Here is a 15,972-nt window from a genome sequence, read left to right on the forward strand (position 1 = left end):
TACATAAAACTAATTGCCAATTTTTAGCAACTGTATAGATCATTTCATGCCCAATTATTTTGCTCTGAATCAAGAAAAATTTTGGAGCCGTCGCCAACTTCTGAAACTAGGGTTAACAGGTGCTGGGGTAACTGGCGCAGCCACACTTTGGCATTTGCTAAATTTGTCACCTCAGTTAAAGGTAAAAGTTCCGTCTGTGGAGATGGAAACCACTGAAAGCGCTGCTCACCCTATGAAGATGCTCAGAGAGTTTGATTATGGGACAATTAAGCAGGAAAATGGGCGGAATATCCGCGAATTTCAGTTAACTGCGGGTACTTCCACAATTCAACTCAATAATGCCGTATCCTACAATATTTGGGATTTAAACGGACGGATACCGGGTCCGACACTACGAGCCAAACAAGGCGATCGCGTGCGGGTACTGTTTCTTAACCAAGCCGGACATTCTCACTCTTTACATTTTCATGGCACTCATCCGGCGGAAATGGATGGTATTCGCCCAGTCAGAAATGGTAGTGCGACAATTTACGAATTTGATGCGGAACCCTACGGCGTTCACCTGTATCACTGCCATATTGAACCAGTTACTCGTCACATTGCCAAGGGACTATATGGGATGTTTATTATTGATCCCCCAACACCACGTCCCCCGGCTGATGAGATAGTTCTAGTCATGGGTGGCTATGACGTGAATGATGATAACAGTAATGAATACTACGCCTTTAACGGTTTGCCAGATCATTATATGCATCATCCCATTCCCATTTATCAAGATCAGTTGATTCGGCTGTATGTCCTGAACATGATTGAATTTGACCCAGCCGTAACCTTTCATCTCCACGCGAATTTCTTTGATGTCTATCGGTCGGGGATGACTATGAATCCCAGTGAAAAAACGGATGTGATTACGATGGGTGTCGCAGAAAGGCACATATTAGAGTTTGCTTTTCGCTATCCAGGAAACTATATGTTTCATCCTCATCAGGATGCGATCGCCGAAAAAGGCTGCATGGGTCAATTTGAAGTTATTCCAACATGAATACTGATAATTAAGAAAGATTATTAAATTCTCTAGCATATTTTTCTAATTAATTGATAAAAAATATCATTTTAGAGAACAGTAAAATCTATACCAACTGTTCTTAGTGCTGTGAATTGTTTTATTTAAGATCCTTAAAATTTTGCTAGGAGCAAAAATGATTAAATTCCGTTATGTCAGCTTATGTATTGCTACTTCGGTAATAGTTACTCTCAGTGGTTGTAACAGTACACCAACTACAGAAAACCCATCCACGCCCAATCCCAGTTCCCAAAGTACAGAGGTTGTGAGCCACATTGGTCACAGCAGTAAATCTCAAATTAATATCAACACTGCTATTTTGTCGGAATTGGATAAATTTGAAGCCAAATTAGGTATCCCCGCATTATCAAATAAAATTCAGGCGAACCGTCCCTATGGGAGTCCAGAAGATTTGGTGAATAAAAAAGTTATTACTCAGGAACAGTTTGACCAAATCAAAGACGCGGTTACTGTTCAGGAAGTGATACTTACAGGTGAAGCCAAAGATGTAGACTACATGACCAAATTGAGTTTAATGAAAGGGCATCTTTTGGTAGCACAAGAATTGTTAAAAGAGAATCAGCCAAAACAAGCAGAACCTCATATTGGACATCCAGTTGAGGAGATATATGTAGATGTGGAAGATCAATTAGATGAGCGACAAGTCAAAGAATTTAAGACAACTTTGGTAAGTTTACAAAATTTTGTTAAATCTAATCCCAAAGATGCCAAAGTTAACACTGATCTAACCGCTTCTATGGCCGCAGTTGATGGTGCGATCGCTGCTTTACCCGCAGAACAACGCTCAAAACCAGGATTTGTCCTACAAGTGATTAACGAGTTACTAGATGCAGCCAACGCCGAATATGGAGCCGCGATCGCAGATGGTAAAATACTTGAACCAATTGAATATCAAGATTCTCGTGGCTTTGTATTCTACGCCAATGAACTATATAAAGGCATTTCTAGCCAAGTAGCCGCAGCAAATCCCGAAGCAGATGGTGCGATCGCAGCTAGTTTTACAGAATTAGAAACAGCTTGGCCTAGCGTTATTCCACCAGCTAACGCAGCGAAGACACCGGAGGATGTGACTAAACTGGTGACAACTATTGTAGAAAACTCCCGAAAAATCCAGTAACCCAGGCGATTGGCAAAGCCACGCCAAAGGCGATTGGCAAGGCCACGCTAAAAGCGATTGGCAAAGCCACGCCAAAGGCGCGATCGCATTCACTTAATTGGTAATGCAGAGACAGAAGTTTAAAATGAATGTTAAGTGAGGCAATAGTTAAGAGTTAACAGTATATATAGCTTAGGCTTTAAATACCTGTCGAAACTATACCCCTTAACTCAACTCTGACAACTCCCGATTTTTAACTTTAACGAAAAACAGATGCAAGAGCTAGACAACGAAAAGACCATTGACCTCCTGAATGCCATCATGGAATTTGAACTAGCGGGAGTAGTACGCTACACCCATTATTCCTTGATGGTGACTGGCCCTAATCGCATTCCCATCGTAGATTTTTTCAAAGGTCAGGCCAGCGAATCTCTACTTCACGCTCAACAGGTAGGAGAAATTCTCACCGGTTTAGACGGACATCCCTCTCTAAAAATCGCCCCCATGGAAGAAACTTACCAGCACACAGTCAGGGATATTTTGGCTGAAAGCTTATCCCATGAAAAGAAAGCGCTGGATTTGTACAAAAATCTCTTGGAAACAGTCACCAATGCCAGCATTTATCTCGAAGAATTTGCTCGTGGCATGATTGGACAAGAAGAGATGCATAATCTTGAACTGAAAAAAATGCTCCGCGATTTCAGCTAAATAATTAGGGCGTGGGGATTGCACTTCGACTACGCTCAGTGTACGGGGGATTGGGGACTAGGGATTGGGTATTGAGGACTAAAAATCTTTCCCCCCACACCCCCCACACTCCCCACACCCCCCTGCTCCCCTGCTTCTTCTGCTTCTTCCCACAATTACCTAACTATGAATCTCAGCACTGCTCTACCTACTTTTGTCATTACACTCCGAGAAGGAGTAGAAGCTGCCCTCGTTGTGGGCATTGTTCTTGCTTTACTGAAAAAATCCAAACAATCGCGGCTTAATCCTTGGGTATATGCTGGTGTGGCTGTGGGCATTATTATTAGTGCTGCCATAGGTGTGTTATTTACTTGGTTGATTCAAGTATTAGGGGCAGTAAATCCTCAATACACCTCAGTCGTTGAGCCAATGCTAGAAACTGTGTTTAGTGTTCTGGCGATCGCTATGCTCAGTTGGATGCTGATCTGGATGACGAAACAAGCCAAATTTATGAAAGCGCAAGTTGAAGGCGCAGTCACAGCAGCACTGACACAAAATTCAAATGCTGGTTGGGGCGTGTTTAGTTTAATTTTGATCGCCGTTGTCCGTGAAGGTTTTGAAACCGTTCTGTTTGTTGCTGCTAACTTTCAACAAGGATTAGTCCCGGCATTTGGTGCGATCGCTGGTTTAGCCGCAGCATCTGCCATTGGAGTCTTACTATTTAAATTGGGTGTGAAAATCAACATCCGCCAGTTTTTCCAAGTGATGGGCGTTTTATTGGTGTTGATAGTTTCCGGGTTAGTAGTTTCCGCCTTAAAACATTTTGATGATGGTTTAGCTAACCTTGCCCTCAGTAGTCGAGCTTCAGAAAGTATTTGTTTCTATTACGAACACTTTAGCAAAGTCCACTCTTGCATTTTGGGGCCAATGGTCTGGAATACTGAGAAGATATTACCAGATGGACAATTCCCCGGCATTATTCTTAAATCTTTGTTTGGCTACAGAGAACACCTGTATGTATTACAAGCCATCGGTTATACTCTATTTTTAGCCACCGTCGGAGGTTTATATTTCCGCAGTCTCGGTACTGGTGCTATTCAAAATTCGCGGAACAAATCAGTAACTGAAAAAACCATGAGTTCTGCCAAAAAATAAAAAACGCGAGTTGAGACACAATTCCATCAAGAACCTTCAACTGTCTCACTCGCTATTATCTATACAAGGCTTATAAAAAAGCTTTAACTAAGTATACAGTAATAATACGAAAAATAATGTTTTTTAGATAACAAATATTATTTTTTTGACAGTAATATTATCAATTGATTAAAGCCAAGTCTTCAATCAATTGGCAACAAGGTAATACTAAGTGTTTATATTGTTGACAACTAATGAGACTAACCCCTAGTCTGACTTTGTTGCACTTGCTCCCATAATTGCTGTTGACTTTCTGCTGGTGCGAGACACTGGAATCCTTGGCAAACTAAACCGACGCTCTCTGGTGGTAAATCAGAGACTATCACAAACTCCGATACAGGCAGATATTGGGGAAGTAGAGGATTTATTTGGTCAACAGTGCTGCGAATTAAAGTAGAATGACGATACCAATCTAAAGCTGTAAACAAGCTAGGGCAAGCCTGGGGAATTTTAGCCATGACGCTACTAAAAGCCTTTAGTCCTTGTTCAGCTAAATCAAGATAATCGAGATTATCAGTCAGCAGAGAAAGACGGACTAAGTTAGCGATCGCCACTCCATTAGCCGATGGTGTAGCATTATCTGCATAACTGCGTTCCCGGACAATTAAATCTTGACTAGCATCACTAGAAGTATTGTAGTAGCCACCCAATTCTACACTCCAGAGAAACTGATTAAATTCATCTTGCAATGCGATCGCACTATCTAACCAAAATTTTTCTCCAGGTAAACCAGCGTGTAAATCTAGTAATGCCTTAATAAACAAAGCATAATCTTCAGACTGCGCCAACACAACCGCCTCACCTTGGTAATTCAGTCTGTGGAAACGCCCATCTTTAAACTGATGTTCCAAAATAAAATTTGCTGCTTGTGCAGCCATTTCCAGATATAACGGTTCTTGAAACACCGTACCAGCCCTAGCCAACCCAGAAATCATCAAACTATTCCAGGCCACAATCATCTTCGTATCAGTCACCGCCGGAATACGCCCAGGCCAAGCGCCACTTTTAGCTTCCTGATTATTCGCAGCAGGGGGAAAAATTTTCAGTGACTCTGGCCTTTCACCATAACGCACCGCAAACAACTTACTCAAAGCAACTTCTATACTTGCGCTTAGTTCCCCCTGATGGCGACGTTGTAAAACATTCTTACCTTCAAAGTTCCCATTAGGAGTTACCGTGAACTGTTCTTGTAATTCTCCTAATTCCTCCGAACTTAATACCTGTTCAAGTTCGCTATAACTCCAGACATAAAAAGCGCCTTCCTCCGGTTCTACATCCCTGGGACTAGTAAAACTATCAGCATCTTGCGCCGCATAAAAATAACCTTCCGCCGCCGTCATTTCCCGACCAAGCCATTGCACAGTACCAGCCACCGCCCTCAGAAAAGCTGGTTCCTTAACGCCATCACTCCATAAATTTGCCAAATACTCCAAAATTTGACCATTGTCATAGAGCATCTTTTCAAAGTGAGGCACAGTCCAAGTGGGATCAACAGTATAACGGTGAAAGCCACCACCCACATGGTCATAAATACCACCCAAAGCTAAATCTAGTCCCCGTTGAGTACAAATTGTTTTGCCATCATACCGGGATGTCCACAAAAATCTAGTCCCCCGTAAAGCTAATTCTGCATAGGGAATCATCGGGAAACGATTACCAGATTGATTACTAGTAATTACCCCAGTGCTAATTTCCCAACCTTGGTGAAGTAATTCATCCTCCGCAACTTGACTTGCTTCCCCATCTTCTTGCAATATCGCAGAGGTAGCAAGAGATTGAACAATTAATGCTTTACGTTGGTTTAAATCTTCCGTTTCCGTATCATAGTAGCGGCGCAAAGCTTGGAGAACTTGTAAAAATCCCGGACGACCATAACGCGATTCCACAGGAAAATAAGTTCCAGCGTAAAAAGGGACTAAATCATCTGGGGATACAAATACATTTAAAGGCCAACCACCCTGACCACTCATCATCTGCAAAGCTTGCATATAGATGCTATCTATATCAGGTCTTTCTTCCCTATCTACTTTTATAGGTAAAAAATTAGCATTCATATACTCAGCAATAGCTAAGTCAGAAAAAGCCTCACCTTCCATGACAGTACACCAGTGGCAACTAGAATAACCAATAGAGAGAAAAATGGGTTTATTTTGCTCCCTTGCAGTTGCAAGAGCTTCATCACACCAGGACCACCAATCAATTGGGTTCTCAGCGTGTTTGCGGAGATAGAGACTCTTAGCCTCAGCAAGGCGGTTAGTCATAATTTTAAAATCAATAGTTGCCTTCTTTGCTCAGTTTAACCTAAGAACCAAGCATCCTATTTACTTAAAAAACTCGACAGAAATTTCTTACCCTCCAGGCAGGAAAATGACCTAGCCGATAAGATAGATATAAAATTAAGATACTTACAAGCACGCAGCATGATTCCTATCGTTGTTGAACAATCGGGACGAGGCGAACGCGCCTTTGATATTTACTCACGACTGTTGCGTGAGCGCATCGTATTTTTAGGACAACAGGTTGATAACGAGATTGCTAATTTGATTGTCGCCCAGCTACTATTCTTGGATTCTGAAGACTCGGAGAAAGACATTTATTTGTATATTAATTCTCCTGGCGGTTCGGTAATGGCTGGTATGGGTATCTTTGATACCATGAAACACATCCGTCCAGATGTCTGTACTATTTGTACTGGATTGGCGGCAAGTATGGGTGCTTTCCTTCTCAGTGCAGGTGCTAAAGGTAAGCGAATGAGTCTTCCCCATTCCCGGATTATGATTCATCAACCTTTGGGTGGCGCTCAGGGACAAGCCACTGATATTGAAATTCAAGCGCGGGAGATATTATACCACAAGCAACGGCTAAATGAATACTTAGCTGAACATACTGGGCAACCCATCGAGCGTATTGCTGAAGATACCGAACGGGACTTTTTTATGTCTCCAGAGGAAGCTAAGGAATATGGTTTGATTGACGAAGTTATTGATCGTCATGCTGCCGGTAGCCGTCCAGCTGTTGCTGTTAATTAGTAGGTAAAAGCAGGGGTGGAAGAAGCAGGGAAGCGAGGGGAGTTTGAAACCAAATAGTAATTATTCACTGTGTTTCAGGATCTTTCCTATTCTCCTCTGCCCCATGCCCCTCTGCCTCTTATCACTCCCCAATCCCTAATCAAAATCCTGCTACTGGGTCCGGTTGAGATTCTAGATGTTTCAGGAATCCATATAATTCTTCTTCTGTGAGCAAAATGCGTCCTCGCTTCCCGTAGGTTTTAATTAAATGCTCTCTTCCCTGTTCTGCTGTCCAGCCTAAGCGCTGAAGTTCAACATCTGTTTTTGCAATCACATCCGATAAATCCACTGGTTCACTCCTGTTATTTTCCTGACCTGGACCTGTTTGATGACTGAAATTATCGGTCGGACTAGTGTAATTGCGGGGTGTAAATGGGGTGACATTGCTGGCAAAATTCCCTGAAAGTAACTGATGTTCCGGCTGGTTTTCTGATGGGGTATCAAATCCTGGATTTCGGTTTTGATTTACGGGAATATCTGGATGGAAATCTTGGCTTTCAATATCCCCAGTGTCGAATTTATGTGAATTAGTTGTTACTGATTCTGTGTTGAGATTATGTTTCTTTGGAGACGGTAGAGATATTTCTCTTGCATCTGGGGATGTCCACTGGCTACTGCCAAAGTCTTCATCGATAAATAGGGAATCCTTAGTTTGATAAGTATCTGGCCATTTCTTGTCTGGGGGGTTAATAGGAGGAGCTAAATGCACTGGGGATGGTTCTGAGGTAACAAGTTCTGGCGATCGCTGTGGAGAATTACTGATACCTAAAACCATTAAAGCTCTAGTTCGGGCTTTGTCTTCTGCTGCTTCTATGGTTTCTGCCCCTGCCATACCAGTAGCACGGGTGACGTTTTCAATTTGTACTGAACATCGGACAATATATTTTCCTTGGAAAATTTGCACTAATTCAGTAATAATACTGCCGTTAGGATACAAGCTCTGGAATTGAGCTAACATCAACATAATACTGTCACCAATTTAAATCTGCTTGATTACCAAAAAGTGGAATGATTTTTCCTGTGTGTTCAAAAAGAAAAAAATATAGCGGGGAACAGGTTTTCCCTGGCCGCTAGTGGGAAAGAGAGTAACTAACTGTAAGGGTTTAATTATTGTTTCCTCTCTTCTTTGGCGTTTGCCATAACAGTTTTTTCCTAATTGATGACTCAGGATTCAGCACTCAGCACTCAGTTGTGTCCCGATTGTAGCAGTCACTGTTGCTTCAGTAGCTTTAGATGACTACCATTTGAATGGTATACTGATTAACCAACTCTATATCCAAAATTATCACCGAAGTTTCCTTTCTATCGAGGTCTGAATCAAGTCATATCAATTTAATATAAAGATGCAGACAAAGAACCCCACTCTAACCCTCCCCCGTTCGCCCTTGGCGTTTCCGAAGAAAAATTTCACCCGGAGGGAAACCATCCTTGTGACTTCTCTCCGCTTGCAAGGAGAGAACTGGAGAGGTAGAAATAATATGCAGCCTCATAAATAATTGGTATCAAAGTACTGGAGTGGGAATTACTAATGAGATGGCTAATGACCTACTTGCAGTTGACAACAAAAAACGTAACAAAGAGAACAGAGAATAGCCAGGAAACTTCTTAATGACAAAGGTTTTATGATTTGTTTTTGTCTGAACCTCCTTAGTGGTTGCTATACATATAGTAAAATCAAATTTACGGACAGTTTATCCTACTTATACATTTGAGTCTCATGGTGTAAAATTACCCCATATCTACACAATCAAACACTAGTAGTTTCCCTTGGTGGCACTTGTGGTATACGTTAAGAGTTATCCCAACCCATCTACTGAAAAACTCGTTGCGTATTTACCTAGTGTGGCTAAATTCCCATCAGGTGTAATGTATTAGGTTGGGTTAGTTGAAGGGGCTTGTATCCAGAGGAACTCACCAGATGATTGTGCAGTGCGAGGTTCGTAGATCCAAAGCGGCTGTTTGTAACCTGGAAACAGGAACCTTGCCTCTAGGCAATTAGTTTTCTAGTAGTGCAGTTAGGCAGAAATGACCGACTATCTGACAACAAGTCGGAAACTGCCAAGAAAACTGACTTTTTATGGAAACTAAAACACCCTTCTTTTAACTTTGCTGAAAGAAGAAACAGTTTAAATTTTCCTCTTTCTCTAGTAGGAAAGGGGCTAGGGGGTTAGGTTATGGGATAATCTTTCCTCATGACCTGAAAAGTCACCAGATAAAAAAGGTCTTTTGACTTCTGTGTAGTAGCACTAGTCACTGTAAGCCGTGTTCACGCAGCATCTCCCGTTGGGAGAGGGTATACAGGAAAGGGCCAGATTAAATCAAAAATGATGTTTTGACCAAAGGTCGGTTCACTGCATGGAATTTTCTATCGCTACACTCCTTGCCAATTTCACTGATGATAAATTGGTAGCTCGTAAGGTTTTGGAAAAGAAACTGGGTTGCGAGGATGAAATTAGTTTACAAAAACTTCACATTGCCTTGGAAGTTCTGGAAAAAATCGGAATTCTGGTAAAAGAACGCGGTAAATATCGCCGGGTGGCAGAAGAAGGTGTAATTGAAGCCAAGCTGCGTTGTTCTAGTAAGGGCTTTTGCTTTGCTATTCAAGATGTGGAAGGGGCGGAGGATATTTATATTCGTGAAAGCCATCTGAGTAATGCTTGGAATGGCGATCGCGTTTTGGTGAGAGTCCTGAAAGAAGGTAGTCGTCGTCGTTCTCCAGAAGGGGAAGTTAAGCTGATCCTGGAACGTTCTAACCACACTTTATTGGCACGAATTAAGCCAGTAGAAAGCGGTTTTAGGGCTGTACCTTTAGATGATCGACTATTGTTTGAACTCAAAATCCAAACCAATGGGATGAAGTTAGAAGAAGCCATTGATCATCTCGCCCATGTAGAAGTTCTGCGTTATCCGTTAGCACAATGTCCCCCCTTGGGTCGAGTTGTCCAAATCCTGGGTAGTGATGCCGAGGCTGCTGCTGATATAGATTTAGTAACTTGTAAACATGACCTGTCTCGTAGTTTCCCTGATTCTGTGGTCGAGGCGGCAGCTAAGTTGTCCAAAAGGTTACTGAAAGCAGACCTCAAAGACAAACTGGATTTACGCAATTTATATACCTTGACGATCGCCGGTATCAATTTTGAAACAAAGTTTATTGAAAATGCTTTCAGTTTAGAAAAAACCTCAGAGGGACATTGGCTTTTAGGCTTTCATATCGCTGATGTTGCCCATTATGTCCAGCCTGACGAACCTTTAGATCGGGAATCGGCGAAGCGGGGTAAGTCCGTATATCTGGGGGATTTATTGCTACCAATGTTACCGGAAGGTGTGGCGGAACGTTGTTCATTTGTCCCCGGAAGCGATCGCCTAGCTCTGTCTTTCTTAATTGCTATTGATCCAGAGTCTGGAGAGGTTTTGGAGTGGGAAATTCAACCCAGTATTATCAATGTCGATACAGCACTGAGTCGCCAAGAAACAGAAGCCATTCTCACAGGTGAATCTCAAGAGCAATCGCCGAAGGTAATTGAGATTCTGCAAGACTTGGAAACATTGCGAAAGGTAGTCAAACAAACCCGTTTAGATCGGGGTAGCTTGCAGTTGAACTTACCACCTAACCAAAATCCTTACTATGATGAGGGGCTTTTAGGGGCAGTATTGGTGAATGATTTACCAGTGCGATCGCTGTTGACAGAGTTGGTGCTATTAGTTAATCAACTCATGGCTAAACATCTCAGTGCTTTAGGGATTCCAGCTATTTGGCGAGTCCAAGGTACACCTGATACCGAAGATGTGCAGGAAATGCTGAAATTAGCCATCAACTTAGGTGTAGAACTCACACTAGAACCAGAGGTAGAACTGCAACCCTTAGATTATCAGCACCTCACCGGAGCTTTTGCAGAATCGCCATCAGAGCAAGTTCTCACCTATCTCTTACAAGACACACTCAAGCCAGCTGGCTATAGCACTACTAAAAGCACACACTTTGGTTTATCACTAGAGGAATATACTCACTGTACTTCTCCTCTACGAAGATACCCAGATTTGCTCATGCAACGAGTGTATTATAAACTGCTGGAATACGGGCGCGATCGCCGCAACACCCGTGTGAAAGAGCGAGTTAACCTCCGCCACTCCTCATCTCACAACGAAATTAACTGGAACGTCCTCCCCCCAGAACTACAACAAGAACTGCAAAGCGATTTGCATCGGGTGATTATCCAGATTAACGACCGAGAAAAAGAAGTCCAAGAAGCCGAAGCCGACTTAGGCGGACTGCAAAAAGCCCAACTGATGAAACAGCGCATCGGTGAAGTATTCCAGGGTGTAATTACTGGTGTGCAATCTTATGGTTTCTTCGTAGAAATCGAAGTCCCCGGCGTAGAATCGACATCAGGAGAAGAAATCACCGTACCTTTACGAGTAGAAGGACTAGTACACGTCAGTTCTCTCAAAGATGATTGGTATGAATACCGCGCCAGACAACAAGCACTATTTGGGCGCAAAAATCGAGCTTCTTACAGATTAGGCGATCGCGTAGCCGTGCAAGTGAAAAGTGTCGATTACTATCGCCAACAAATTGATTTAGTCACAGTCAACAGTGATATTGTCACTAAAACAATAGGCGTTGACACCACAAACATAGAAGCATCAGATATTTACTCCCCCAGCAATTTAGATAACTATGCAGACGATGAATAAACTTTACCACTAGTCCCGTGTCAAACAACTCCAAACCCCTTATATTAGGCATCTCTGGTGCATCTGGTTTAATCTATGCCGTTCACGCCCTCAAATATCTGCTCGCAGCAAATTATGAAATTGAGCTAGTTGCCTCTAAATCAACTTACATGGTTTGGGCCAGCGAACAGGAAACTCGAATGCCATCTGAACCACTTGCACAAGAGCAATTCTGGCGAGAACAAGCCGGAGTCGCTGTTGGGGGTAAACTACGCTGCCATCCTTGGGGTGATGTGGGAGCCGGAATCGCCAGTGGTTCTTTTCGCACCCAGGGAATGATCATTATGCCATGCAGCATGAGTACAGTGGCGAAGCTAGCAGGTGGCTTGAGTTCCGACTTACTAGAAAGAGCCGCCGATGTCCAAATAAAAGAAGGGCGCAAGCTAGTCATCGTTCCCCGTGAAACCCCATTTAGCCTGATTCACCTGCGAAATCTCACAACTTTGGCAGAAACTGGAGTCAGAATTGTACCAGCCATTCCCGCTTGGTATCATCATCCTCAAACCATCGAGGACTTAGTGGATTTTGTGGTCGCCCGTGCTTTAGATCAACTAGATATTGACTGCGTTCCCATTCAGAGATGGCAAGGTAGTAAGTAAAAAGGTAAAAGTATAAAGGTAAAAGTATAAATCAACTAACTTTTGCCTTTTGCCTTTGGCTGTGATTGAGTAACTTTTAGTTTTGCCTTTTCTATGGCTGTAACTCGCTTAATTTTATTGGTGGCATTACTAGGGATGCTGACACTGTTGTTAGTTCAAAATTGGTCGCCTGTCCTATCACTCGTATTTTTGGGTACGCGGACTCTACCATTACCACTAGCAATGTGGATCTTTTTCAGTACTGCGGCTGGTGCTGCCACATCCCTACTTATTACTACTTTGCTCAAGGGATCAAATTATTTTGGAGAACAACAGCAAAAACCATATAAATCAACCAGAACTTCACCACGCACCTCCGCGACACCCAGAGAAAAATTTCAACCGCCCCCTGAAAGACCTTCCCCATCACCTCGTAGAACAGAGTCCCCTACAAGTAAAGCCTTTGATGATTGGGATACTGATAATAGTACCAATGATGATTGGGACTTTGATGAACAGGAAACAGAAGCACCTACCCCAAGTAATCAAACTCCCCCAGTGCGAGACTCTCAAACCTACGAACGCCCACAAACACCTCAAAGCAGTTCTCAATCTGGTTCGGTTTATTCCTACAACTATCGTCAGCCAGAAAATACTGCCGTTGGTAAAACTGAATCTGTTTATGATGCTGACTACCGGGTAATCATCCCCCCTTATCAACCACCAAATAATGAAAATGAAGTTGATAATTTCGGCGATGATGAAGACGATTGGAACTTTTTTGAAGATGACGATTTTGAAGATGAAGACTCCCCCAAATCAAAGTAATTTCGGACTTTCAGATTTTTTTTAGCGTCTCCCTTGGGAAGAGACACTCATTTTCAATTTATCTATTTTTCGTAATAGGTAAACCAAATTAAATGTAAAATAAATTCTTGTTTATAATGAGTTATCTGTTGCTTCCTTTCTAGTTCTGGAAAGGCTAAAGCCCTAATTACAAAATCAGGAAATAAACTTTAAACTCGCTAACTTTAAGGGTTTAATTATCTTTTTGTGTCCTCACCTCCTTAGAGGTTGCTATATATATTAACGTCAAGTCTAATTGGAGCAGAAGCATTGGTAATGAGTATATTAAAAGGAATTAACTTATATTTAATTGGCATGATGGGTGCTGGTAAAACCACTGTAGGACAATTACTAGCAAACAATCTAGGTTATGGATTTTTAGATACTGATAGTGTAATTACTCAATTAGCTGGAAGGAGTATAAATGATATTTTTGCCGAAGAAGGTGAACCCGCTTTTCGCCAGTTAGAAAGCGATGTTTTAGCACAGGTATGTGCTTATACCAAGTTGGTGATAGCAACAGGTGGAGGTATCGTGTTGCGGCAAGAAAATTGGAGTTACTTACATCACGGTTTAGTTGTGTGGTTAGATGTGCCAGTGGAATTACTCTACAGTCGTTTAGCAGAAGATAGCACCAGACCATTATTACAAGATCCTGATCCCCAAGGCAAATTGCGATCGCTCCTGGAAAAACGCACACCTCTTTACTCTCAAGCCGATCTCAAAATCACCGTTACAGCAGAAGATACACCCGCAGAAATTGCCCACAGAATCATCGAAACAATTCCCAGCGTTCTCAAACCACAAGTTCCTCATTAAACATTGAGCCTGGCTATTGTCCAAATTCCAGCCTAGCCTGTTCAACCAAATCTGCCGTTACAACCTTATTTTCTGCTTGACGTGCTAACTGTTCGATACGGGCTTGAGCTTGGGAACGGGCAAAGAAAGGAATATTCTGTAATTTTGCCTTAGCTTCTGGTGTCCAGCGCAAAGAATCGGTGAAATTTGAATCGTTCATAATTATTTATTGCTTGTGCAACTATTTTGATTTTGTCACATTGCAGTACATATGAAAAAAGCCCCTGTCCTGAAACAAGGGCAAACAAAGCATTTTATTTTCAGAAATCACACAAAACTGGCAACCTAGTCAAGGTTTTCCATAAACATAACTGGCTCAGTTTCACGGTTGATTCCTCTTTCAAAACCACCAGAAGCAGCGCGAGCGCGACCCGCGTGCCATAAGTGACCAATCAGGAAGAAGAAACCTAACACAAAGTGAGAGGTAGCTAACCAAGCGCGAGGAGATACATAGTTAAAGGAGTTGATTTCGGTAGCAACTCCACCCACAGAGTTCAAAGAACCCAAAGGAGCGTGGGTCATGTACTCAGCAGCGCGACGAGCTTGCCAAGGCTGAATATCATTCTTCACTTTATCCAGGTCAAGACCGTTAGGACCGCGTAGAGGCTCTAACCAAGGACCTTGGAAATCCCAGAAGCGCATGGTTTCACCACCGAAGATGATTTCACCGGTAGGCGATCGCATCAAGTATTTACCCAGACCTGTGGGGCCTTGTGCAGAACCGACGTTAGCACCTAAGCGTTGGTCACGAATCAAGAAGGTCAAAGCTTGCGCTTGAGAAGCTTCTGAAGCTGTAGGACCAAAGAACTCACTAGGATAAGCGGTATTGTTGAACCAAACCATAACAGAGGCGATGAAGCCCATTAAAGACAACGCACCTAAGCTGTAGGAAAGGTAAGCTTCACCAGACCAGATGAACGCACGACGCGCCCAAGCAAAAGGCTTGGTGAAAATGTGCCAGATACCACCAGAAATACAAATTAAGGCAATCCAGATGTGACCACCGATGATATCTTCCATGTTATTGACACTGATAATCCAACCTTCGCCACCGAAGGGAGCCTTAATCAGATAACCGAAGATAACAGCAGGGTTCAATGTGGGGTTAGTAATCACACGAACATCACCACCACCAGGAGCCCAGGTGTCGTACACACCGCCAAAGAACATGGCTTTCAGTACCAACAGCAATGCACCACATCCCAGGATGATCAGGTGGAAGCCGATGATGTTAGTCATCTTGTTCTTGTCTTTCCAGTCATAACCAAAGAAGGAGGAATACTCTTCTAAGGTTTCTGGGCCACGCACGGCATGATAGATACCGCCAAAACCCAAGACAGCTGAAGAAATTAGGTGGAGTACACCAACAACAAAGTATGGGAAGGTGTCGAAAATTTCTCCACCAGAACCAACACCCCATCCAAGGGTGGCGAGGTGAGGAAGCAGGATTAAGCCTTGCTCATACATAGGCTTTTCTGGAATGAAGTGAGCGACTTCAAACAAAGTCATTGCTCCAGCCCAGAATACAATCAAACCAGCATGGGCTACGTGAGCGCCAAGTAGTTTACCTGATAGGTTGATTAAACGAGCGTTACCAGACCACCAAGCAAAGCCTGTGGATTCTTGGTCACGTCCACCACCTAAGACATTAGGTCTATTAGAGAGCGTTACCACGTGGGAGAACCTCCTCTGGGAATACGAATTGTTTGTGAGGCTGATCTTGAGGAGCCATCCAAGCACGGATACCCTCGTTCAGCAAAATGTTTTTGGTATAGAAAGTTTCAAACTCTGGGTCTTCTGCTGCCCGTAATTCTTGGGAAACGAAGT

Annotated in this window: 13 protein-coding genes and 1 pseudogene; 9 read left to right on the forward strand and 5 right to left on the reverse strand. The window is 42.8% G+C overall.

Translation table 11 applies throughout. The features are described 5' to 3' along the window. Positions 1-46: 46 nt before the first annotated feature. The 4 genes from VB620_RS06440 to VB620_RS06455 all read left to right on the forward strand — a co-directional run bounded on the left by VB620_RS06440 (position 47) and on the right by VB620_RS06455 (position 4,022). Entirely contained in the window at positions 47-1,042 is a 996-nt protein-coding gene (locus VB620_RS06440) for a multicopper oxidase domain-containing protein (RefSeq protein ID WP_323195316.1), read from the forward strand. A gap of 157 nt (positions 1,043-1,199) precedes the next feature. Continuing rightward, positions 1,200-2,201, forward strand: coding sequence for a ComEA family DNA-binding protein (locus tag VB620_RS06445; RefSeq protein WP_323195317.1), 1,002 nt, complete (start codon positions 1,200-1,202; stop codon positions 2,199-2,201). A 252-nt stretch (positions 2,202-2,453) separates the two neighbouring features. Then, positions 2,454-2,888: a ferritin-like domain-containing protein gene (locus VB620_RS06450; RefSeq protein ID WP_323195318.1), complete on the forward strand. Its 435-nt coding sequence runs from the start codon at positions 2,454-2,456 to the stop codon at positions 2,886-2,888. Positions 2,889-3,053: 165 nt separating this feature from the next. Then, on the forward strand, positions 3,054-4,022 hold the full coding sequence (locus tag VB620_RS06455; RefSeq protein WP_323195319.1) for an FTR1 family iron permease: 969 nt from the start codon (positions 3,054-3,056) through the stop codon (positions 4,020-4,022). Between the two features lie 239 nt (positions 4,023-4,261). On the opposite strand, the gene VB620_RS06460 is transcribed toward VB620_RS06455, so the two are convergent. Then, positions 4,262-6,322: a thioredoxin domain-containing protein gene (locus VB620_RS06460; protein ID WP_323195320.1), complete on the reverse strand. Its 2,061-nt coding sequence runs from the start codon at positions 6,320-6,322 to the stop codon at positions 4,262-4,264. A 159-nt stretch (positions 6,323-6,481) separates the two neighbouring features. On the opposite strand from VB620_RS06460, the gene clpP reads away from it, so the two are divergent. Beyond that, complete coding sequence (gene clpP / locus VB620_RS06465; RefSeq protein ID WP_323195321.1) at positions 6,482-7,090, forward strand: ATP-dependent Clp endopeptidase proteolytic subunit ClpP; 609 nt, start codon at positions 6,482-6,484, stop codon at positions 7,088-7,090. 139 nt (positions 7,091-7,229) lie between these two features. On the opposite strand, the gene VB620_RS06470 is transcribed toward clpP, so the two are convergent. Next, positions 7,230-8,087 (reverse strand): hypothetical protein, encoded by an 858-nt coding sequence (locus VB620_RS06470; RefSeq protein ID WP_323195331.1) that lies wholly within the window; start codon positions 8,085-8,087, stop codon positions 7,230-7,232. A gap of 1,397 nt (positions 8,088-9,484) precedes the next feature. Here VB620_RS06470 and VB620_RS06475 point away from each other — a divergent pair. The 4 genes from VB620_RS06475 to VB620_RS06490 all read left to right on the forward strand — a co-directional run bounded on the left by VB620_RS06475 (position 9,485) and on the right by VB620_RS06490 (position 14,106). After that, complete coding sequence (locus tag VB620_RS06475; protein WP_323195322.1) at positions 9,485-11,824, forward strand: ribonuclease R family protein; 2,340 nt, start codon at positions 9,485-9,487, stop codon at positions 11,822-11,824. Between the two features lie 17 nt (positions 11,825-11,841). Then, entirely contained in the window at positions 11,842-12,462 is a 621-nt protein-coding gene (locus VB620_RS06480; RefSeq protein ID WP_323195323.1) for a flavin prenyltransferase UbiX, read from the forward strand. A gap of 93 nt (positions 12,463-12,555) precedes the next feature. Next, on the forward strand, positions 12,556-13,269 hold the full coding sequence (locus VB620_RS06485; protein ID WP_323195324.1) for a LapA family protein: 714 nt from the start codon (positions 12,556-12,558) through the stop codon (positions 13,267-13,269). Positions 13,270-13,563: 294 nt separating this feature from the next. Continuing rightward, entirely contained in the window at positions 13,564-14,106 is a 543-nt protein-coding gene (locus VB620_RS06490; RefSeq protein WP_323195325.1) for a shikimate kinase, read from the forward strand. Positions 14,107-14,119: 13 nt separating this feature from the next. Here VB620_RS06490 and VB620_RS06495 read toward each other — a convergent pair whose 3' ends face one another. The 3 genes and pseudogenes from VB620_RS06495 to VB620_RS06505 form a co-directional block, all read right to left on the reverse strand. Next, positions 14,120-14,305 (reverse strand): PCP reductase family protein, encoded by a 186-nt coding sequence (locus VB620_RS06495; RefSeq protein ID WP_323195326.1) that lies wholly within the window; start codon positions 14,303-14,305, stop codon positions 14,120-14,122. A 125-nt stretch (positions 14,306-14,430) separates the two neighbouring features. Beyond that, positions 14,431-15,819, reverse strand: a complete 1,389-nt coding sequence (gene psbC, locus VB620_RS06500) for a photosystem II reaction center protein CP43 (RefSeq protein ID WP_323195327.1) — start codon at positions 15,817-15,819, stop codon at positions 14,431-14,433. Then, positions 15,803-15,972: pseudogene (locus VB620_RS06505) on the reverse strand (photosystem II D2 protein (photosystem q(a) protein)); the annotation flags it as partial. The pseudogene VB620_RS06505 and the gene psbC, both read right to left, overlap by 17 nt.

The organism is Nodularia harveyana UHCC-0300 (assembly GCF_034931085.1).
GTDB lineage: Bacteria > Cyanobacteriota > Cyanobacteriia > Cyanobacteriales > Nostocaceae > Nodularia > Nodularia harveyana.